This is a genomic window from Pseudomonas sp. N40(2020) (genome assembly GCF_014472415.1).
In the GTDB taxonomy this organism is placed as follows: Bacteria; Pseudomonadota; Gammaproteobacteria; order Pseudomonadales; family Pseudomonadaceae; genus Aquipseudomonas.
The window spans coordinates 12,869-32,342 of record NZ_JACSZV010000039.1 but is presented as its reverse complement, the minus strand read 5'-3'; the positions used below and the strand labels follow the sequence as shown (position 1 = coordinate 32,342).

The window sequence follows — 19,474 nt, the reverse complement described above, 5'->3', positions numbered from 1 at the left end:
CCGGCGAGAGGTATTCAGGCAGGCTCGGCCTCCGTGCCGAACGCACCTTGACGCGACAGCAGAATCACCAGCCCGAATGCCCCGGCCGCCATCAGCCACGGCAGCGCATGCCCGCTGATCCACTGACTGCCCGCCCCCGCCGCCAAAGGCCCGACCAGACAACCCACACCCCACAACTGCGCAATATGTGCATTGGCTCGCACCAGCGCATCGTCGCGATATCGCTCACCGATGAGGATCAGTGACAAGGTGAACAAGCCACCGGCACTGGCGCCGAACAGCACCCACAACGGCCAGATCAGCAAAGTATCGATCAGCATGGGAATCGCCAGACTCGATAGCATCAACACCACCGCGCAGCCGGTAAACAGCGTGCGCCGCGACAGATAATCGGCCAGTGCGCCAATCGGTAATTGCAGCAACGCATCCCCCACGACCACGGTGCTGACCATCGCCAGGGCGATCTCTGCAGTAAAACCCTGTTGCAGGCAATACACCGGAAGCAGCGTCAGGATCATCGCCTCGAACGCGGCAAACAACGACACCGCCCAGGCAATCGCCGGAAGCTCTCGGGCAAAATTCCACAGGTCGCGGAAGGTCACGCTGCTCGCTTCACTGCTAGGTGCACCGCTGCGTCCCAGCAAGAGCAAGGGCGAAACCAGCAACAAACCGACTCCCACCCAGAAACCATAGTCATGCTCGGTGCCGAGCGCACCCAACAGCAGCGGGCCCGACAGTTGGCTCAACGCATAACTGCTGCCATACAACGCCACCAGTCGGCCGCGCCACTGCTCGACCACCAGTTGATTGATCCAGCTCTCGCCGAGGATGAAGACGATGGTCAGGATCACACCGATCATCAGCCGTAGCACCAGCCAGACCGGATAGCTCGGCAACAACGCCAGCAGCCCGATCGACAGCGCGCCGGCCCACAAGCACAGGCGCATCAGGTTCGCCGTGCCGAAACGCGCAGCCAGATGACTGGAAATCTTCGCACCCAACAGCACACCAATCGCCGGCATCGCCGCCATCACGCCAATGGCGAAGGACCCGTAACCCCAACCCTCCAGACGCAACGACACCAACGGCATGCTGACCCCCAGGGCCAGGCCGACACTCAAGACAGACGCCAACACGGCGAAATACGTCGCCCACCGCATGTTCCACGCTCCTGTGGATATTCTTGTTTTCATCTCAAAACCAATGTGGGAGCGAGCTTGCTCGCGAAAGCGGTTTCACACTCAGCAAATCTGCTGACTGTTGCACCGCCTTCGCGAGCAAGCTCGCTCCCACAGGGATCTCTGTATGGTTTGAGAGCCTGACAGGGCAGGCTCCCGCTAACGACTTACAGCTTGATCCACGTCGCCTTCAGCTCGGTGTATTTGTCGAACGCGTGCAGCGACTTGTCGCGACCGTTACCCGACTGCTTGAAGCCGCCGAAGGGTGCAGTCATGTCACCGCCATCGTACTGATTGACCCACACGCTGCCGGCGCGCAGTGCCTTGGCAGTCAGATGCGCCTTGGAAATGTCCTGCGTCCACACTGCTGCGGCCAAGCCATAAGGCGTGTCGTTGGCGATCTGGATCGCCTCTTCGGCGGTATCGAAAGCGATAACCGACAGCACCGGGCCGAAGATCTCTTCCTGAGCGATCTTCATCGCGTTACTCACGCCGTCGAAAATCGTTGGCTCAACGTAAGTGCCGCCGGTTTCCTGAAGAATGCGCTTGCCCCCGGCGACCAGTTTGGCGCCATCGGTATGCCCGGATTCGATGTACGACAGCACGGTGTTCATCTGCTGGGTATCGACCAGCGCACCGACGTTGGTTGCCGGATCGAGCGGATTGCCCGGTTTCCAGGATTTCAGCGCCTCGATGACCATCGGCAGGAATTTGTCCTTGATCGAACGCTCGACCAGAAGACGCGAACCGGCGGTGCACACTTCGCCCTGGTTGAAGGCGATGGCGCTGGCAGCGGATTCGGCGGCGGCTTGCAGATCCGGCGCATCGGCAAAGACGATGTTCGGGCTCTTGCCACCGGCCTCCAGCCACACGCGTTTCATGTTCGATTCGCCGGAGTAGATCATCAGTTGCTTGGCAATCTTGGTCGAACCGGTGAACACCAGGGTATCGACATCGTTGTGCAGGGCCAACGCCTTGCCGACGGTGTGGCCGTAGCCCGGCAGCACGTTGAGAACGCCTTTCGGGATACCGGCTTCAACGGCCAGTGCCGCGATACGGATGGCGGTCAGCGGGGATTTTTCCGATGGCTTGAGGATCACCGAGTTACCGGTCGACAGTGCCGGGCCGAGTTTCCAGCAAGCCATCATCAGCGGGAAGTTCCACGGCACGATGGCGCCAACCACGCCCACTGGCTCGCGAGTCACCAGACCCAATTGATCGTGCGGGGTGGCCGCGACTTCATCGTAGATCTTGTCGATTGCCTCACCGCTCCAGCTCAGCGCTTGTGCCGCGCCCGGAACGTCGATGTACAGCGAATCGCTGATCGGCTTGCCCATGTCGAGGGTTTCAAGCAGGGCCAGTTCTTCGGCGTGCTGCTTGAGCAGGCTGGCGAAGCGAATCATGGTGGCTTTGCGCTTGGTCGGCGCCAGGCGCGACCAGACGCCGGAATTGAAGGTGGCGCGGGCGTTTTCCACGGCGCGCTGGGCGTCGGCGGCATCACAGCTGGCAATCTTGCCCAGCAGACGGCCATCGACCGGGCTGATGCACTCGAAGGTCTCACCGGAGACGGCGTCGGTGTATTCGCCATTGAGGTAGGCGCGGCCTTCGATCTTCAAATCGCGGGCGCGTTGTTCCCAGTCGGCACGAGTCAGGGTGGTCATTTAAGTGTCCTCCTCTTGTTGAATACGAGCGCCGCGCGATCGTCGCCAGCGTCCTCAGGAATTCTGCCTGGCCAGCCTGCTTTTCGGCCCAAGGCACCCGCCACCCTAAACCAGCGGCCGGGGTTGTTTCAATATATTTGACATAAGCGCGCTATACGGCCTTGCGGTGTTCAATTTAATAAACATAGACTTTGGCCCTTTCCAACATCGCGCCGTCATTACGGGAGAAAACAACAATGAACATCCAGAACGTCGTCGACATCAGCCTGACCACCAGCGAAGCCGAGCGCTATCGCCCGGACCCGACCAAAGTGCTCAAGGGGGATCCCGAGCAAGCGGTGTTCAACCAATACGACAGCCCTTGTGGGCAGATGAACGTCGGCGTGTGGGAAGGTGCGGTAGGCCAGTGGACCGTGAATTACACCGAGCATGAATACTGCGAAATTCTGCAGGGTGTTTCGGTGCTGCGCGATGGTGATGGCAATGCCAAGACGTTGCGTGCTGGCGACCGCTTTGTGATTCCGGCGGGCTTCCGTGGGACTTGGGAGGTGTTGGAAGCTTGCCGCAAAATTTATGTGATCTTTGAGAAAAAATAACTGTATACCGCACGGTTTGGCGAAACTGATCAGAGAATCGAGTGGCCCAAAAAATGGGCACTCAACTCACGCATAAGGAAATGCGATATGACCAATGAAGAAGCACTGCAACAGATACGACACCTGATCGGCACCCGCTACGTACCAAGCGTCGAGGCTTACATCAGCGAGCTGACGGGTTTTAAAAATATCCGTACCGGGCTGACTCGCACTACCGATATGAGGACTGATCGCCTGAACATCGATGAGGATCCAGCAGGCAATATCCAAGCATTCAGCTTTTACTGAGATCAGCCCACACCCCAAGCCTGAGGATTAAATCCACGGCAACTCCAACAAAAAAGGCCCGTATCGTGAGATACGGGCCTTTTTTGTAAGTCGGGAAAAATCAATTACTTGATTTTGCCTTCCTTGTACATCACGTGCTTGCGAACAACCGGATCATATTTCTTGATCTCGATTTTGTCCGGAGTAGTACGCTTGTTCTTGTCGGTAGTGTAGAAGTGACCAGTACCGGCGCTCGAGATCAAACGAATCAATTCACGCATGATTAGCTCCCTTAAATCTTGCCATCGCGGCGAAGTTCGGCCAGCACGACAGTGATGCCGCGCTTGTCGATGATACGCATGCCTTTGGCAGATACGCGCAGACGCACGAAACGTTTCTCTTCTTCAACCCAGAAGCGGTGATGCTGCAGGTTCGGCAGGAAACGACGACGGGTTTTGTTGTTTGCGTGGGAAATGTTATTCCCAGTCACCGGACCCTTACCGGTAACTTGACATACTCTCGACATGCCTCAGCCCTCTAAAACCACATGCCCAACCCGGCATGGGTTGGCCGCTTAATCTCTCAGTCATTTGGCGCCAGGCGCCGCGTTTCTTTAGAGGTCTTACCGGCTACACCTACAGTGAAGGAACCGGGCCCCTAGAAAAGAGCGCTGCTTTATACCAGAAAGACCGGGGTGCAACAACATTCAGTGTGCAATCAATCGATAAAAGCGCGCAAATTCTGCCTGCAAGGGCTTTGGATAAAGGCCGGCGCCGGTTTTTACCGCTCGTCGCAGAAAACCGCTGATACACGCGATTCGCCCTCGTCGTCGCGCCGCCAGTCACACATAACTGCCTACGGCCGCCCCCAAAAATGCAAAAAGGGGATAGTCATTTGCAATCGCGCCCTCTAGGGTAGGACTTTTCCAGACTGCACTTGCAGATGGGCCTTCGATCTGTAAAAGGAAACCGACCATGCGCCTCGCTGCCCTACCCCTGTTGCTCGCCCCGCTCCTGCTGAGCCCCTTGGCCCAGGCCGCCGCGCTGAGCGTCTGCACCGAGGCCAGCCCTGAAGGGTTCGACGTGGTGCAATACAACTCGCTGACCACCACCAATGCCTCGGCCGACGTACTGATGAATCGCCTGGTGGACTTCGACACCGCCAGCGGCAAGGTAGTCCCGAGCCTGGCCGACAGCTGGGAAGTCAGCACTGACGGCCTGACTTATATCTTCAAACTGCACCCGCAGGTGAAGTTTCACACCACCGATTACTTCAAGCCGAGCCGCGAGCTGACCGCAGAAGACGTCAAATTCAGCTTTGACCGCATGCTCGACCCAGCCAATCCTTGGCACAAAGTCGCCCAGAGCGGCTTCCCGCACGCGCAGTCAATGCAACTGCCGGCACTGATCAAGAAGATCGATGCCCTGGACCCGCTGACCGTACGCTTCACCCTCGATCACCCGGACTCGACCTTCCTCGCCACCCTGAGCATGGGTTTCGCCTCGGTCTATTCCGCGGAATACGCCGACAAGCTGCTCAAGGCCAACGCGACAGAGAAGCTCAACAGCCAGCCGATCGGCACCGGCCCGTTCGTCTTCACCCGCTTCCAGAAAGACGCCGCGATTCGCTACAAGGCCAACCCGGATTACTTCGGCGGCAAGCCGTCTGTTGACCCGCTGATCTTCGCTATTACCCCGGACGCCAACGTGCGCCTGCAAAAGTTGCGGCGTAACGAATGCCAGATCGCCCTGTCGCCAAAACCCCTGGACGTACAGGCAGCGCTGAAAGAACCGACGCTGAAAGTCGAAAAGACTGACGCATTCATGACCGCATTCGTTGGCATCAACAGCCAGCATCCGCCATTGGACAAGCCAGAAGTGCGGCAGGCCATCAACCTGGCTTTCGATAAGACCAACTACATCAAAGCCGTGTTCGAAGACACTGCCGAAGCGGCCAACGGGGTGTATCCGCCGAACACCTGGGGCTACGCGAAGAACCTCGCGGGCTACCCTCACGACGTGGCGAAAGCCAAGGCACTGCTGGCCAAGGCCGGTTTGAAGGACGGCTTCCAGACCACCATCTGGACTCGTCCGTCCGGCAGCCTGCTCAACCCGAACCCGAGCCTCGGCGCACAGATGTTGCAGTCTGATCTCGCCGAAATCGGCATTCAGGCGGAGATCCGCGTGATCGAGTGGGGCGAGCTGATCCGCCGCGCCAAGGCGGGCGAGCATGACTTGCTGTTCATGGGCTGGGCCGGCGACAACGGCGATCCGGACAACTTCCTCACGCCGCAGTTTTCCTGCGCGGCGGTCAAGTCCGGCACCAACTTCGCTCGCTATTGCAACGCCGATCTGGACAAGCTGATCAGCGCTGGCAAGACCACCAGCGAGCAAGGGGTGCGCACCAAGCTCTATGAGCAGGCGCAGGCGCAGATTCAGCAGCAGGCGCTGTGGCTGCCGCTGGCGCATCCGACCGCTTACGCACTGACCCGCAAGGATGTGCAGGGCTATTCGGTGAGCCCGTTCGGCCGGCAGGACTATTCGAAGGTCAGCCTCAAATAACCGCAACAACACAAAACCTGTGGGAGCTGGCTTGCCAGCGATGACGGCGGCACATTCAGCACAACTGCGGCCTGTCAGTCCGCTATCGCTGGCAAGCCAGCTCCCACAGGGAGTAGCGTTTTCCTGAGATTTACATCCAGCCGTATTCCGCCATCGACAGTGGCTCGCCATCACCAACGATGAAGTGGTCCAGCACCCGCACGTCTATCAGTTCGAGCGCCTTCTGCAATTGCTTGGTCAGGAGTCGATCCGCTTGGCTGGGATCGGTATTGCCCGACGGGTGGTTGTGGCACAGGATCACCGCCGCTGCGTTGTTTGCCAGTGCACGTTTTACGACTTCCCGGGGATGCACGCTGGTATTGTCGATTGAACCGCGAAACAGCGCCTCGAACACCAAAACCTGATGCTTGGAATCGAGAAACAGGCAGCCAAACACCTCGTGCGGCTCGTGGCGCAGCATCGATTTCAGGTAATCCCGGACTGCTTGCGGATTCTCCAGCGCAGGTTTTTTACGCATGCGCTCGGCCAGATGCCGACGGCTCATCTCCAGCACCGCCTGCAACTGGGCAAACTTTGCCGGTCCCAATCCCAATTGCTTGCTGAACGCCACGAGATCGGCCTCCAGTAGCGCGCGCAGGCTGCCGAACTGATTCAACAGGTGTCGCGCCAGATCCACCGCGCTTTTTCCAGTGACCCCGGTTCGAAGAAAGATCGCCAGCAATTCAGCGTCGGACAGACTGCCCGAGCCCTGTTCAAGCAGCTTCTCCCGCGGCCGTTCCGCCGCAGGCCAATCGCGAATACTCATACACATTCCTTGTCTGTGGGCGCCGCTGTTCCGTAGCGGTCGCTGTGATATCGTAGCCCATCTTTTTTGCGGTCGATTTATCCCTGGGGAGGGGGCATCGCACCGCAGTCATCAACGAAATGAAAGGCAGACCTATGCAGCGGCTGTATCGGAAACGCATCGTTCTGGGCGTCGGCGGCGGCATCGCGGCCTACAAGAGCGCTGATCTGGTTCGTCGCCTGATCGACCAGGGTGCCGAAGTGCGCGTGGTCATGACCCACGGCGGCGCCGAGTTCATCACTCCGCTGACCATGCAGGCCCTGTCAGGCCACCCGGTTCACCTGGATTTGCTCGACCCGGCCGCCGAAGCGGCGATGGGCCACATCGAGCTGGCCAAATGGGCCGATCTGGTGCTGATCGCCCCGGCCACCGCCGACCTGCTCGCCCGTCTGGCGCAGGGTATCGCCAACGATTTGCTGACCACGCTGGTGCTGGCCACCGACGCCGTAGTGGCAGTCGCTCCGGCGATGAACCAGGCAATGTGGCGCGACCCGGCGACCCAGGCCAACCTGCAACTCCTTGAAAGCCGTGGCCTGAAGACTTTCGGCCCGGCCTCCGGCAGCCAGGCCTGCGGCGACGTCGGCATGGGCCGCATGATGGAAGCCACCGATCTGGCGCAGTGCGCAGCGGACTGCTTCCAGCGTCAGGCATTGACCGGCAAGCACGTGGTGATCACCGCCGGCCCGACCCAGGAGAACATCGACCCGGTGCGCTACATCACCAACCATAGCTCCGGAAAAATGGGCTTTGCCCTGGCCGAAGCAGCGGTTGAGGCCGGTGCCCGCGTGACCCTGATCAGCGGCCCGGTGCACCTGCCGACCCCGGATCGCGTCACGCGCATCGACGTGGTCAGCGCCCGCGACATGCTCGCGGCGTGCGAAGCCGCAATCCCTTGCGACGTGTTCATCTCCTCGGCAGCGGTCGCGGATTACCGCCCGGAAGTCATCGCCCCGCAAAAACTCAAGAAAGATCCTACGAGCGGCGACGGTTTTGTCCTGCAAATGGTGCGTAACCCGGACATCCTGGCCACCATCGCGACCCGTCCCGACCGTCCATTCAGTGTCGGCTTCGCCGCCGAGACCGAACACCTGCTCGACTACGCTGCACGCAAGCTGAAGGACAAGAATCTCGATTTGATCGTCGCCAACGACGTCGCCAACCCGAGCATCGGTTTCAACAGCGAAGAAAACGCCTGCAGCGTGATTGACCGTGAGCTGCACGCCACGGTTTTCGCCCAGACCAGCAAGAGCAAGATCGCTCGCCAACTGGTCACTTTTATCGCCGAACGTCTGAACCAGGTTTAATTTACATGCACGCTTTGCAAGCCAAGATCCTCGACCCACGCATCGGTACCGAATTCCCGCTGCCGCAATACGCCACCCCGGGCTCCGCCGGCCTCGACCTGCGCGCCATGCTGGAACAGGACATCGTGATCAAACCGGGTGAAACCGTGCTGATTCCTACCGGTCTGTCGGTCTACATCGGCGACCCGAACCTCGCAGCGCTGATCCTGCCGCGCTCAGGCATGGGCCACAAACACGGCATCGTGCTGGGCAACCTCGTTGGCCTGATCGACTCCGATTATCAAGGCCCGCTGATGGTGTCCTGCTGGAACCGCGGCCAGACCGACTTCACCATGACCGTCGGCGAGCGCTTGGCGCAACTGGTGCTGGTGCCAGTGGTACAGGCGCACTTCGAAATGGTTGAAGAATTTGTCGAAACCGAACGCGGCACGGGCGGTTTCGGGCATACCGGCACCAAATAAGCCGATACCCCTGTAGGAGTAGCTTCTACAGGGGAAATTTGTGCGGATTCATCTGAAAGATTTACCGCCGCAAATCAAGGTTTTGCCGGGCCAAAGCCACGCCAGCCGAGGCGTCATGGCCCTTTCATACCACGAACTCTCTGTGGAAAACGCCGTCATACCCTTCAGTTTGAGCCTGCCGTCGAGTGAATCGTCGGTGTGACCCACCACTTTCGAGATGGAGCATTTCCGCAGATGAGCACCCCAGCCAAGATTGCCCCGAAGCTGCCCGACAGCATCTTTCGCGCCTATGACATTCGCGGCACCGTGCCGGAATTCCTCAATGCCGAAACCGCTTACTGGATCGGCCGCGCCATCGGCTCGCAGAGCCTGGCCCAAGGCGAGCCTAATGTTTCCGTCGGCCGCGACGGCCGTTTGTCCGGCCCGGAGCTGGTCGCAGAACTGATCCGCGGTATTGCCGAGAGCGGTTGCCACGTCAGCGATGTCGGTCTGGTGCCAACGCCTGCGTTGTACTACGCCGCCAACGTACTGGCCGGCAAGTCCGGCGTGATGCTCACCGGCAGCCACAACCCGTCGAACTACAACGGCTTCAAGATCGTGATCGCCGGCGACACCCTCGCCAACGAACAGATCCAGGTTCTGCACGAGCGCATCAAGACCAACAATCTGAGCAGCGGCCAAGGCAGCGTGACTCAAGTCGAAATTCTCGATCGCTATAACACCGAAATCGTCCAGGACATCAAACTGGCCCGCCGCCTGAAAGTCGTGGTCGACTGCGGCAACGGCGCAGCCGGCGTGATTGCTCCGCAACTGATCGAAGCGCTGAACTGCGAAGTCATCCCGCTGTTCTGCGAAGTTGACGGCAATTTCCCGAATCACCACCCGGATCCGGGCAAACCGGAAAACCTTGTCGACCTGATCGCCAAGGTCAAGGAAACCAACGCAGACCTCGGCCTGGCTTTTGACGGCGACGGTGACCGCGTCGGCGTAGTGACCAACACCGGCAGCATCGTCTATCCAGATCGACTGCTGATGCTGTTCGCCCGCGACGTGGTGGCGCGCAACCCGGACGCGGAAATCATCTTCGACGTCAAATGCACCCGTCGCCTCGTACCGCTGATCAAGGAATACGGTGGCCGGCCGCTAATGTGGAAGACGGGTCATTCGTTGATCAAAAAGAAGATGAAACAATCCGGCGCGCTGTTGGCTGGTGAAATGAGCGGGCACATCTTCTTCAAGGAACGCTGGTTCGGTTTCGACGACGGTATCTACAGCGCCGCCCGGCTGCTGGAGATCCTCAGCAAGGAAAAATCCACGGCAGAAGAGTTGTTTGCGACCTTCCCGAACGATATTTCTACGCCGGAAATCAATATCCATGTGACCGAAGAGAGCAAATTCAGCATCATTGATGCACTGCACGACGCACAGTGGGGCGCAGGCGCTGACCTGACCACCATCGACGGCGTGCGAGTCGATTACGCCAAAGGCTGGGGCCTGGTGCGCGCGTCCAACACCACTCCGGTGCTGGTACTGCGCTTCGAGGCCGATGACGAGGCTGAATTGCAGCGCATCAAGGATGTGTTCCACGCCCAATTGAAACGCGTTGCACCTGATCTCCAACTACCGTTCTGATCCACCCGGAGCCCTGAATGACCCTCGAACGCGAAGCCGCCGCCCATACCGCCCAGGTCCTGTCCGAAGCGTTGCCTTACATCCGACGTTATGTCGGCAAGACCCTGGTGATCAAATACGGCGGCAACGCGATGGAAAGCGAGGAGCTGAAAACCGGCTTCGCCCGCGACATCGTGTTGATGAAAGCCGTAGGCATCAACCCGGTCGTGGTTCATGGTGGTGGCCCGCAGATCGGTGATCTGCTCAAGCGCCTGTCGATCGAGAGCCACTTCGTCGATGGCATGCGCGTCACCGACGCCGCGACCATGGATGTGGTGGAAATGGTTCTCGGCGGTCAGGTCAACAAAAGCATCGTCAACCTGATCAACCGTCACGGCGGCAGCGCCATCGGCCTGACCGGTAAAGACGCCGGGCTGATTCGCGCGAAGAAGCTCACCGTCACCCGCCAGACCCCGGAGATGACTCAACCGGAAATCATCGACATCGGTCAGGTAGGCGAAGTGGTCGGGATCAACACCGAGCTGCTGAACCTGCTGGTCAAAGGCAATTTCATCCCGGTGATCGCGCCGATCGGCGTGGGTGAAAATGGCGAGTCGTACAACATCAACGCGGATCTGGTGGCCGGTAAAGTCGCTGAAGCGCTGAAAGCCGAAAAGCTGATGCTGCTGACCAACATCGCGGGCCTGATGGACAAATCGGGCACGGTGTTGACTGGTCTAAGCACCCAACAGGTCGACGACCTGATCGCCGACGGCACCATCTACGGCGGTATGTTGCCGAAGATCCGCTGCGCACTGGAAGCGGTTCAGGGTGGCGTAGGCAGCTCGCTGATCATCGACGGTCGCGTGCCGAACGCGATCCTGCTGGAAATCTTCACCGACACCGGTGTGGGCACGCTGATCAGCAATCGCAAGCGCCACTCATAGCTGAAACACAACAGATCGCAGACTGCGTCAGCCCCTGCAACACAGTACGAAAGTGCTGTAGGAACTGACGAAGCCTGCGATTTTTTATGCGCGCAAGAAGTGTCCGACAAGAACCAGCGAAACGTCCGACATCTCTACAGAACAAATCTCCCTAGGATCTTCCCCTCATCCACCGGAGATTTACCCATGCAAAAAGACCACGTTGCTTACGGCAGTGATGTTTCCCCCGGCACCTACGAGTGCGTGGATTGCGGCCACCAGTATTCCAATCAAGCCAAAACCTCGATGCCACCCTGCCCGCAATTTCGCAAGACCGCGCACGTTCTGAACGGCTGGAAGATCCTGACCGGACAAGGTGACGCGCCTAATGATCCCTATCCACAGAAAACCGATAAGCCTTCCGGCATCAAGAGCGCCGAGGTCATTACGCCCTCGCACAAAAAATAACCTCGGAGCGCCTGAGCCATGCAGATATCGTTCACCATCGACGCCGACGCTTTCGAGCAGGAGCAAAAGGAACCGGTCAAAAAGACCCTGCGCATCGGCGACGCGGAAATCGCCCACGCCCTCCAGCGCATTGCCAAGGCCAGCCTGACCGAATACCTGAAAATGCTGGTCGAGGGCGGCATGCCCAGCCGGGCTGACGAGGCCAAACAGGATCGCCTGCTCTATCTGATTCAAAGCTACTTCGGGCAGACCTTGCCGACCGAATCGCAGATATCGACGATTTTTCAGTTGACCCAGAGCCAGAGCAAAACCCTGCTGAAAAACACTGTCTCGCGCTTTCGCAATCAGCTCGACGACATCCTGAAGCACAGCATGCGCGCGGTCGTCGAGTCTGCGGAACACGCAAAAGATGTCTATCTGGTGGTCATCAGTTCAGATGTGATCCGCGATGAACTGAATATGCTGATCACGCAAAACGAGCCGACATTCAAGCCCATCACCAAACGCAAAGGCAGCGCCGGACAGTTTGAGATCAGCGAGGATTCCCACGAGTTGCTGTGCGCAACGCTGGGGCTCAATGCCGTTCAGTGACATCGTCGCGGTCAGCGGCTTACTGCTGACCCTGACAACTTTCCTATTCAATCTCGCTTGGCCAAAGCTCAATGAAGCCTTGGCTCTGGATGAACATCAACAAGGCCTTCAGGCGAGAAAACGCAGCAGGGGAAAGGTCGTGGGGATTTTCTTGAGCTGTGCGTTGCCGCTGACAGGCGCCTTTACAGCGCTGTTTTACGTCAACCTGCCAGCCGCCGTGCGCATTATTAGTAGCAGCACGCTGGATCTGTGGGATTTTGATGTTGATCGCACGCTGTATGTGATGGTGGTCACGGCGCTACTGGCATTTGCGCTGATTAATGCAGGATTGACGCTGAAATTGCTCAAAAAATGGCGAAACCTGCGTTGAACGCAAAAAAACCCCGCTCAGCCTAACTGAATGGGGTCTTTTTTTAACCTGCGATCCCTACACGGGCATTGCGTTAAACGCCGAACTGGGCGCGGTACGCTTCGACGGCCGGCAAATGCTGCTTGAGCTGCGGATCATCAGCGAGGAACTCCAGCACCTGATTCAGCGAAACAATGCTGATCACCGGAATGCCGAAATCGCGTTCCACTTCCTGGATCGCCGACAATTCACCATTGCCGCGCTCCTGGCGGTTCAGGGCGATCAGCACGCCGGCAGCCTTGGCGCCGTCCTGGGAAGCGATGATCTGCATCACTTCGCGGATCGCGGTGCCGGCGGTGATCACGTCGTCGATGATCAGCACTTCACCGGTCAGCGGTGCGCCGACCAGGCTGCCGCCTTCGCCGTGGGCCTTGGCTTCCTTGCGGTTGAAGCACCATGGCAGGTCACGGTCGTGATGCTCGGCCAGCGCAACGGCAGTGGTCGCCGCCAGCGGGATGCCTTTGTAGGCTGGGCCAAAGAGCACGTCGAAGGCAATGCCGCTTTCGACAATGGCCGCCGCGTAGAAACGACCCAGTTGCGCCAGGGCGGAACCCGAGTTGAACAGGCCGGCATTGAAGAAGTAAGGACTGGTACGCCCGGACTTCAGGGTGAACTCACCGAAGCGCAAAACGCCGCGATCGATGGCAAAACGAATGAAATCGCGCTGATACGCTTGCATGAAAAAAACCCCAAATACCACGGATTTAGCTAATTAGCTTGACGCCGTGTATCATACACGCACGCGATTTTTGGGGCCATTTATGCGGATCATCAGTGTGAACGTCAATGGTATTCAGGCTGCAGTCGAGCGTGGTTTGCTCAGTTGGCTGCAAGCACAGAATGCCGACGTCATCTGCCTGCAGGACACCCGTGCCTCCGCCTTTGAACTGGATGACCCAGCCTTCCAACTGGATGGCTACTTCCTTTATGCCTGCGATGCTGAAGTCCCTGCCCAAGGTGGCGTGGCTTTGTATTCGCGGTTGCAACCGAAGGCTGTCATCAGCGGTCTCGGCTTCGAGACGGCCGACCGCTACGGGCGCTACCTGCAAGCAGATTTCGACAAAGTCAGTATTGCCACCTTGCTGCTTCCTTCTGGGATGAACGGCGATGAGGACTTGAACCAGAAGTTCAAGCTCATGGACGACTTCGGCAAGTACCTGGACAAACAGCGACGCAAACGTCGCGAGTACATTTATTGTGGCTCGCTGTACGTGGCGCAGCAGAAGCTCGACATCAAAAACTGGCGCGACAGCCAGCAATCCCCGGGCTTCCTGGCGCCAGAGCGCGCCTGGATGGACGAGATTGTCGGCAACATGGGCTACGTCGATGCCCTGCGCGAAGTCAGCCGCGAAGGCGACCAGTACAGCTGGTGGCCGGACAACGAGCAGGCCGAGATGCTCAATCTGGGCTGGCGCTTTGACTACCAGATCCTGACGCCGGGCCTGCGGCGCTTCGTGCGCAGCGCACGCCTGCCACGTCAGCCACGGTTCTCGCAGCACGCACCGCTGATCGTCGACTACGACTGGACGCTGACCATCTAAGCGTCGATTCGCAGACACAAAAAATGCCCGTATCGAAAGAGACGGGCATTTTTTATGCGTCAGACCACGGTGAAAGAGGCTTGACGCTTAATGCTCAAACAGCGGCGAAAAACGGCAGGGCCAGGTACAGCTTGATCACGATGACGTTAATGAGGTCGATAAAGAACGCCCCCACCATCGGCACCACGAGAAACGCAATCTGCGAAGGCCCGAAGCGTTGCGTCACTGCCTGCATGTTGGCAATGGCCGTAGGCGTCGCGCCCAGCCCAAAACCGCAGTGCCCTGCCGCCAATACCGCCGCATCGTAGTTGCTGCCCATCATTCGGAACGTCACGAAAATCGCAAACAGCGCCATGACCAAGGCCTGCGTAGCCAGGATGATGAAGATCGGCAATGCCAGAGCGGCCAGATCCCACAATTTCAGAGACATCAAGGCAATCGCCAGAAACAGCGACAAGCTGACATTGCCCAGTACCGAGACTTCACGCTCGAACACCTGATACAGGCCCAGCGCCGACAGCCCATTACGCAGCACCACACCCACGAACAAAACGCAGACAAACGTCGGCAATTCGAAAGCGGTTCCTTGTAACAGGCCATTGAGAACATTGCCGGCCAATAGACTGACGGCGATCAGCGCCAGTGTCTCGATAAACGAAAAGGGGGTAATCGAGCGCTCTTTGTTCGGCTGCTCGAAACCCTTTGGCAAGCGTGGCGTTTCTTGAGGCTGGCAACCCGGCACTTGCACGCGCTTGATGAGCAGCCGGGCCACCGGCCCACCAATCAGGCCACCCAGGACCAGGCCGAATGTCGCCGAGGCAATCGCAAGCTCGGAGGCCGATGCCAGACCGTACTTCTCGCTGAACACAGCTCCCCACGCAGCACCCGTACCGTGGCCACCCGACAAGGTAATCGAGCCCGTCAGCAGCCCCATCAACGGATCCAGTCCCAGCATTGTCGCAAGACCGATACCCATGGCGTTCTGAACGACCAGAAGCCCGGTAACCGCCAGTAGAAAGATGCCGACTACGCGACCACCCTTCTTCAGGCTGGCAAAGTCTGCGCTCAAACCGATTGTGGCGAAGAATGCCAACATCAAAGGTGTTTGTAGTGACGTATCGAATCTGATTTCTATATCAAACGTTCGCAACATCAATAAACCCAGCGCAACCACCAAGCCACCGGCGACGGGTTCAGGAATATTGTAATTACGTAGAAAACCGACTCGTGCAACAAGTCCGCGACCCAGTAAAAGCACCAGAGAGGCGGCCACGAGCGTTCCATAAAAATCGAGCTGAATCATTGGGATTATTCTTGGCTATATATTCACCAGGCGTACTTTTTACCCGCGCACGCCTATTGAATCGGCTGATTGTCTCAACACTGATTAATTTGGAATTCAAAGACCTTCGATGGCTTGAATATATCGAGATGTTTCTGAAGCAACGTTGCGCGGAGTAACCTTAACAATCGCCAAGTCTTATTGCCAAGGACTCAGATCGCTCTAAAGCATTGCAGTTGTGACTAGAAGTGTAAGAGCTGAATATATATAAAAATATCGCCTACCGATTGTCGCGCGTAGAACCAGTCCTACACGAAAGAGTAATTAGTAGGGTTGCAAGAACACAAATGCCCTGACAAGTCAGGGCATTTGTATTAAAACTTTACGGGTCACGGAGGCTTCGTATTGATCGTTATTTGATCAGTCGCCAAGTGAACGGATATCGATAAGGGAATCCCTCATTGGCTTTCACCCCCGCGATGATCGTCAAGACCAGCGCACCGATGGCCAGCAGGCCCAACAGGAAGAAGCCGATAATCAGCAACATCAGCAAAATGCAGATGGCCGAGGCAATCGCCACGGTGATCTGAAAATTCAGCGCCTCTTTACCCTGCGCATCGATGAACGGATCCGTCTCGCGCTTCATCTGCCACAGAATCAGCGGCCCTATCAGGTTGCCAAACGGAATCCAGATCCCCAACAAGGCGGACAAGTGACAAAACATCGCCCATTGGCGAACCTGTTGGCTCGGTTTGGGTAGCAGCTCTTGCTCGTCACTCATCGCGTCCTCCTTGCGGGTTTGAACCTGCTCAGTCGGCCAGTGCAGCCTTCTGCAGTTCGAAGATTTCGTTCATGCCTTTCTTGGCCAGTTCCAGCATGGCGTTCAGGTCTTCAGGCTGGAACGGCGCGCCTTCAGCAGTACCCTGCACTTCGATGAAGCCACCGGAGCTGGTCATCACCACGTTGAGATCAGTCTCGGCGGCGGAGTCTTCAAGATAGTCCAGATCCAGTACTGGCTCGCCCTGGTACATGCCAACCGATACGGCGCCGATCATTTGCTTGAGCGGGTCGCCGCCTTTCAGGCCGCCACGCTTCTTGATCACTTTCAGCGCATCGACCAAGGCAACCATGGCGCCAGTGATGGACGCCGTGCGGGTGCCACCGTCGGCCTGGATCACATCGCAATCGACGTAAAGGGTCACGTCCCCCAGCTTGGACATGTCCAGAGCAGCACGCAGAGAGCGGCCGATCAGGCGCTGGATTTCCAGGGTGCGACCGCCCTGCTTGCCACGGCTCGCTTCACGCTGGTTACGCTCGCCGGTGGCGCGCGGCAGCATGCCGTATTCAGCGGTCAACCAGCCTTGGCCCTGACCCTTGAGGAAGCGCGGCACGCCGTTTTCGACGCTGACGGTGCAGATGACTTTGGTATCACCGAATTCGACCAGTACCGATCCTTCGGCGTGCTTGGTGTAGTTGCGGGTAATGCGGATCGAGCGGAGCTGATCGGCAGCGCGACCACTTGGACGTTTCATAGGAGATACCTGTACTGGGGACGGAAAACTGCGGAGCATTATAGAGCGCTGCACCGCCACTGGGCACTCGTTAAAAAAACAGGCCGACGACCGAAAGCCCTGAAACACGCATTACCGACGGGCTGCAGCCCTTTGTCACACCGTGTGTTTGGGCGCCTTCGCCGCACTGCGCTACAATCCTGCGCCTTTGCTGCCAGTCGGCTTAAATTCATTCATATCGCGCCTGCGGGACACATGTTCTGCGCCGATCTGCATTGCGAGGTCACCGCCATGGTGCACAGCATGACCGCCTTCGCCCGCGTCGAAAAAGCCGGCGCCCAAGGCACCCTGAGCTGGGAACTGCGCTCGGTCAACAGCCGCTATCTGGAGCCGCATCTGCGCCTGCCGGAGTCTTTTCGCGAGCTCGAGGGCGCCGTACGTGAAGCGCTGCGTCAGGGCCTGTCGCGGGGCAAACTGGAATGCACCCTGCGGTTCACAGAAGAAAGCACCGGCAAGCCGCTGCAAGTCGATCGTGAGCGCGCCGCACAATTGGTCGCCGCCGCAGAGACCGTTGCCGGCCTGATCAAGAACCCTGCCGCCCTCAACCCTCTCGAAGTGCTGGCTTGGCCCGGGGTTCTGGTCGCTGACGCAAGTGACCCGCAAGCCTTGAATGCCGAAGCCTTGGCTCTGTTCAATCAAGGGCTGAAAGAACTCAAAGCCGGTCGCGAGCGTGAAGGCGCAGAACTGGCGCGACTGATCAATGATCGCCTGACTTCCATCGAAGAAGACGTTGTGACCCTGCGCGAACTGGTTCCGCAGATGCTCGCCACACAGCGCCAGAAGGTTCTCGACCGCTTCGCCGACATGAAGGCCGAGCTGGATCCGCAGCGCCTTGAACAGGAAATGGTCATGCTCGCGCAAAAAAGCGATGTGGCCGAAGAACTGGATCGCCTGAGCACCCACATCATTGAAGTTCGCCGGGTGCTCAAGTCCGGTGGTGCGGCCGGACGTCGCCTGGACTTCCTGATGCAGGAACTCAACCGCGAAGCCAACACACTGGGCTCCAAGGCCTTTGACCCGCGCAGTACCCAAGCCGCCGTCAACCTCAAGGTGTTGATCGAGCAGATGCGCGAACAAGTGCAGAATATTGAGTAAGGCTACCCCGACATGACCCACAGCACCGGCACCCTGTACATCATTTCCGCGCCATCGGGCGCGGGCAAAAGCAGTCTGGTCAAGGCTTTGACCGACGCGAACCCGGAGATCCGCGTGTCGATCTCCCACACCACCCGCGCCATGCGCCCGGGTGAGGTGAACGGCGTGAACTATCACTTCGTCGAGCGCAACGAGTTCGTGAAGATGATCGAGCACGGTGATTTCCTCGAGCGCGCCGAAGTCTTCGGCAACCTCTACGGCACCTCGCAAAGCCACCTGCAACAAACCCTGGACGAAGGCCACGACCTGATTCTGGAAATCGATTGGCAAGGCGCCGAGCAAGTGCGCAAGCTGATGCCGCAGGCACGTTCGATCTTCATCCTGCCGCCGTCGTTGCAGGCTCTGCATCAGCGCCTGACCAATCGCGGCCAGGACAGCGACGAAATCATTGATGGCCGCATGCGCGAAGCCGTCAGCGAGATGAGCCACTACGTCGACTATGACTACCTGATCATCAACGACGATTTCGCCCACGCGCTGGACGATCTGCAGGCGATTTTCCGCGCCAATCAGCTGATCCAGAAGCGTCAGCAACAGCGTCACGGTAAATTACTGGCCGAATTGCTCGGCTAATCAGCACTTCCCAAAACCGCTGCAAGCGCTTTACATTGGCACTTGCAGCGCGTTGAAGAGTCTGGTTAAAAAATCAGCGCTTCCCTAATCGCTGGTGATTTTTTAAACTGTTGAGTCCGCTCGCCCAACCGGGCAGCGCGCATATTGCATTCGCTCCGAGGAATACCATGGCCCGCGTAACCGTTGAAGACTGCCTGAACCACGTGGAAAACCGTTTTGAGCTGGTCATGCTCTCTACCAAACGTGCCCGTCAACTGGCCACCGGCGGCAAAGAGCCTCTGGTTCAGTGGGAAAACGACAAGCCTACCGTTGTAGCGCTGCGTGAAATCGCGGAAGGCCTGATGAGCTATGAGTTCATCGCCAACGCTGAAATCGTCGAAGACGAACCGCTGTTCGCAGCGTTCGAGGACGAGTCCAACGAGGCCGTCTAAGCCTATGCCTGGTCGACGTAGCACGGCGCGGGGTCACAGCGAAC

At 58.4% G+C, this 19,474-nt stretch carries 22 protein-coding genes and 1 pseudogene; 14 read left to right on the top strand and 9 right to left on the bottom strand.

The features are described from left to right. Nucleotides 1-14: 14 nt before the first annotated feature. Both IAI51_RS21910 and IAI51_RS21905 read right to left on the bottom strand, forming a co-directional pair. Complete coding sequence (locus tag IAI51_RS21910; RefSeq protein WP_187680355.1) at nucleotides 15-1,160, bottom strand: MFS transporter; 1,146 nt, start codon at nucleotides 1,158-1,160, stop codon at nucleotides 15-17. A 185-nt stretch (nucleotides 1,161-1,345) separates the two neighbouring features. After that, nucleotides 1,346-2,839, bottom strand: a complete 1,494-nt coding sequence (locus IAI51_RS21905; RefSeq protein WP_187680354.1) for an aldehyde dehydrogenase — start codon at nucleotides 2,837-2,839, stop codon at nucleotides 1,346-1,348. A gap of 236 nt (nucleotides 2,840-3,075) precedes the next feature. Between IAI51_RS21905 and IAI51_RS21900 the strand changes: the two genes are divergently transcribed. Beyond that, entirely contained in the window at nucleotides 3,076-3,435 is a 360-nt protein-coding gene (locus IAI51_RS21900; protein ID WP_187680353.1) for a cupin domain-containing protein, read from the top strand. 87 nt (nucleotides 3,436-3,522) lie between these two features. After that, nucleotides 3,523-3,723 (top strand): hypothetical protein, encoded by a 201-nt coding sequence (locus tag IAI51_RS21895; RefSeq protein ID WP_187680352.1) that lies wholly within the window; start codon nucleotides 3,523-3,525, stop codon nucleotides 3,721-3,723. Between the two features lie 104 nt (nucleotides 3,724-3,827). On the opposite strand, the gene rpmG is transcribed toward IAI51_RS21895, so the two are convergent. Beyond that, nucleotides 3,828-3,983, bottom strand: coding sequence for a 50S ribosomal protein L33 (gene rpmG / locus IAI51_RS21890; RefSeq protein ID WP_016772554.1), 156 nt, complete (start codon nucleotides 3,981-3,983; stop codon nucleotides 3,828-3,830). Nucleotides 3,984-3,994: 11 nt separating this feature from the next. Then, nucleotides 3,995-4,228: a 50S ribosomal protein L28 gene (rpmB, locus tag IAI51_RS21885; protein ID WP_007920377.1), complete on the bottom strand. Its 234-nt coding sequence runs from the start codon at nucleotides 4,226-4,228 to the stop codon at nucleotides 3,995-3,997. Between the two features lie 448 nt (nucleotides 4,229-4,676). Between rpmB and IAI51_RS21880 the strand changes: the two genes are divergently transcribed. Next, nucleotides 4,677-6,263, top strand: coding sequence for an ABC transporter substrate-binding protein (locus IAI51_RS21880; protein ID WP_187680351.1), 1,587 nt, complete (start codon nucleotides 4,677-4,679; stop codon nucleotides 6,261-6,263). 130 nt (nucleotides 6,264-6,393) lie between these two features. On the opposite strand, the gene radC is transcribed toward IAI51_RS21880, so the two are convergent. Further along, nucleotides 6,394-7,068 carry a RadC family protein gene (gene radC / locus IAI51_RS21875; protein ID WP_187680350.1) on the bottom strand — a complete coding sequence of 225 codons (675 nt, stop codon included), beginning with the start codon at nucleotides 7,066-7,068 and terminating at the stop codon, nucleotides 6,394-6,396. A gap of 134 nt (nucleotides 7,069-7,202) precedes the next feature. Between radC and coaBC the strand changes: the two genes are divergently transcribed. The 7 genes and pseudogenes from coaBC to IAI51_RS21840 all read left to right on the top strand — a co-directional run bounded on the left by coaBC (nucleotide 7,203) and on the right by IAI51_RS21840 (nucleotide 12,838). Next, the gene (gene coaBC, locus IAI51_RS21870) at nucleotides 7,203-8,411 is read left to right on the top strand and encodes a bifunctional phosphopantothenoylcysteine decarboxylase/phosphopantothenate--cysteine ligase CoaBC (protein ID WP_187680377.1); all 1,209 of its coding nucleotides are present in this window, start codon (nucleotides 7,203-7,205) and stop codon (nucleotides 8,409-8,411) included. 5 nt (nucleotides 8,412-8,416) lie between these two features. Beyond that, entirely contained in the window at nucleotides 8,417-8,872 is a 456-nt protein-coding gene (dut, locus tag IAI51_RS21865) for a dUTP diphosphatase (RefSeq protein WP_016985816.1), read from the top strand. 228 nt (nucleotides 8,873-9,100) lie between these two features. After that, nucleotides 9,101-10,504, top strand: a pseudogene (locus tag IAI51_RS21860) (phosphomannomutase/phosphoglucomutase); the annotation flags it as partial. A 17-nt stretch (nucleotides 10,505-10,521) separates the two neighbouring features. Continuing rightward, a complete protein-coding gene (gene argB, locus IAI51_RS21855) occupies nucleotides 10,522-11,430 on the top strand; it encodes an acetylglutamate kinase (RefSeq protein ID WP_187680348.1) in 909 nt (302 codons plus the stop codon). A gap of 186 nt (nucleotides 11,431-11,616) precedes the next feature. Continuing rightward, the gene (locus IAI51_RS21850) at nucleotides 11,617-11,877 is read left to right on the top strand and encodes a hypothetical protein (RefSeq protein WP_187680347.1); all 261 of its coding nucleotides are present in this window, start codon (nucleotides 11,617-11,619) and stop codon (nucleotides 11,875-11,877) included. An 18-nt stretch (nucleotides 11,878-11,895) separates the two neighbouring features. After that, on the top strand, nucleotides 11,896-12,468 hold the full coding sequence (locus IAI51_RS21845) for a hypothetical protein (RefSeq protein ID WP_187680346.1): 573 nt from the start codon (nucleotides 11,896-11,898) through the stop codon (nucleotides 12,466-12,468). Then, nucleotides 12,455-12,838 (top strand): hypothetical protein, encoded by a 384-nt coding sequence (locus IAI51_RS21840; protein ID WP_187680345.1) that lies wholly within the window; start codon nucleotides 12,455-12,457, stop codon nucleotides 12,836-12,838. The genes IAI51_RS21845 and IAI51_RS21840 overlap by 14 nt, the downstream gene beginning before the upstream one ends. A gap of 73 nt (nucleotides 12,839-12,911) precedes the next feature. On the opposite strand, the gene pyrE is transcribed toward IAI51_RS21840, so the two are convergent. Beyond that, nucleotides 12,912-13,556, bottom strand: coding sequence for an orotate phosphoribosyltransferase (gene pyrE / locus IAI51_RS21835; protein ID WP_187680344.1), 645 nt, complete (start codon nucleotides 13,554-13,556; stop codon nucleotides 12,912-12,914). 82 nt (nucleotides 13,557-13,638) lie between these two features. Between pyrE and IAI51_RS21830 the strand changes: the two genes are divergently transcribed. After that, the gene (locus tag IAI51_RS21830) at nucleotides 13,639-14,418 is read left to right on the top strand and encodes an exodeoxyribonuclease III (RefSeq protein ID WP_007920349.1); all 780 of its coding nucleotides are present in this window, start codon (nucleotides 13,639-13,641) and stop codon (nucleotides 14,416-14,418) included. Between the two features lie 94 nt (nucleotides 14,419-14,512). Here the strand turns inward: IAI51_RS21830 and gltS are convergent, their stop codons facing one another. From gltS to rph, 3 genes are all read right to left on the bottom strand, one after another. Beyond that, nucleotides 14,513-15,721 carry a sodium/glutamate symporter gene (gene gltS / locus IAI51_RS21825; protein WP_187680343.1) on the bottom strand — a complete coding sequence of 403 codons (1,209 nt, stop codon included), beginning with the start codon at nucleotides 15,719-15,721 and terminating at the stop codon, nucleotides 14,513-14,515. A 391-nt stretch (nucleotides 15,722-16,112) separates the two neighbouring features. Further along, on the bottom strand, nucleotides 16,113-16,481 hold the full coding sequence (locus IAI51_RS21820) for a DUF4870 domain-containing protein (RefSeq protein ID WP_187680342.1): 369 nt from the start codon (nucleotides 16,479-16,481) through the stop codon (nucleotides 16,113-16,115). Between the two features lie 28 nt (nucleotides 16,482-16,509). Then, nucleotides 16,510-17,232: a ribonuclease PH gene (rph, locus tag IAI51_RS21815; RefSeq protein WP_095187917.1), complete on the bottom strand. Its 723-nt coding sequence runs from the start codon at nucleotides 17,230-17,232 to the stop codon at nucleotides 16,510-16,512. Nucleotides 17,233-17,502: 270 nt separating this feature from the next. Between rph and IAI51_RS21810 the strand changes: the two genes are divergently transcribed. The 3 genes from IAI51_RS21810 (at nucleotide 17,503) to rpoZ (ending at nucleotide 19,430) form a co-directional block, all read left to right on the top strand. Next, nucleotides 17,503-18,366, top strand: a complete 864-nt coding sequence (locus IAI51_RS21810) for a YicC/YloC family endoribonuclease (RefSeq protein WP_187680376.1) — start codon at nucleotides 17,503-17,505, stop codon at nucleotides 18,364-18,366. A 12-nt stretch (nucleotides 18,367-18,378) separates the two neighbouring features. Further along, nucleotides 18,379-18,999: a guanylate kinase gene (gmk, locus tag IAI51_RS21805; RefSeq protein ID WP_187680341.1), complete on the top strand. Its 621-nt coding sequence runs from the start codon at nucleotides 18,379-18,381 to the stop codon at nucleotides 18,997-18,999. 167 nt (nucleotides 19,000-19,166) lie between these two features. Beyond that, nucleotides 19,167-19,430 carry a DNA-directed RNA polymerase subunit omega gene (rpoZ, locus tag IAI51_RS21800; protein ID WP_007894670.1) on the top strand — a complete coding sequence of 88 codons (264 nt, stop codon included), beginning with the start codon at nucleotides 19,167-19,169 and terminating at the stop codon, nucleotides 19,428-19,430. Nucleotides 19,431-19,474: the final 44 nt, after the last annotated feature.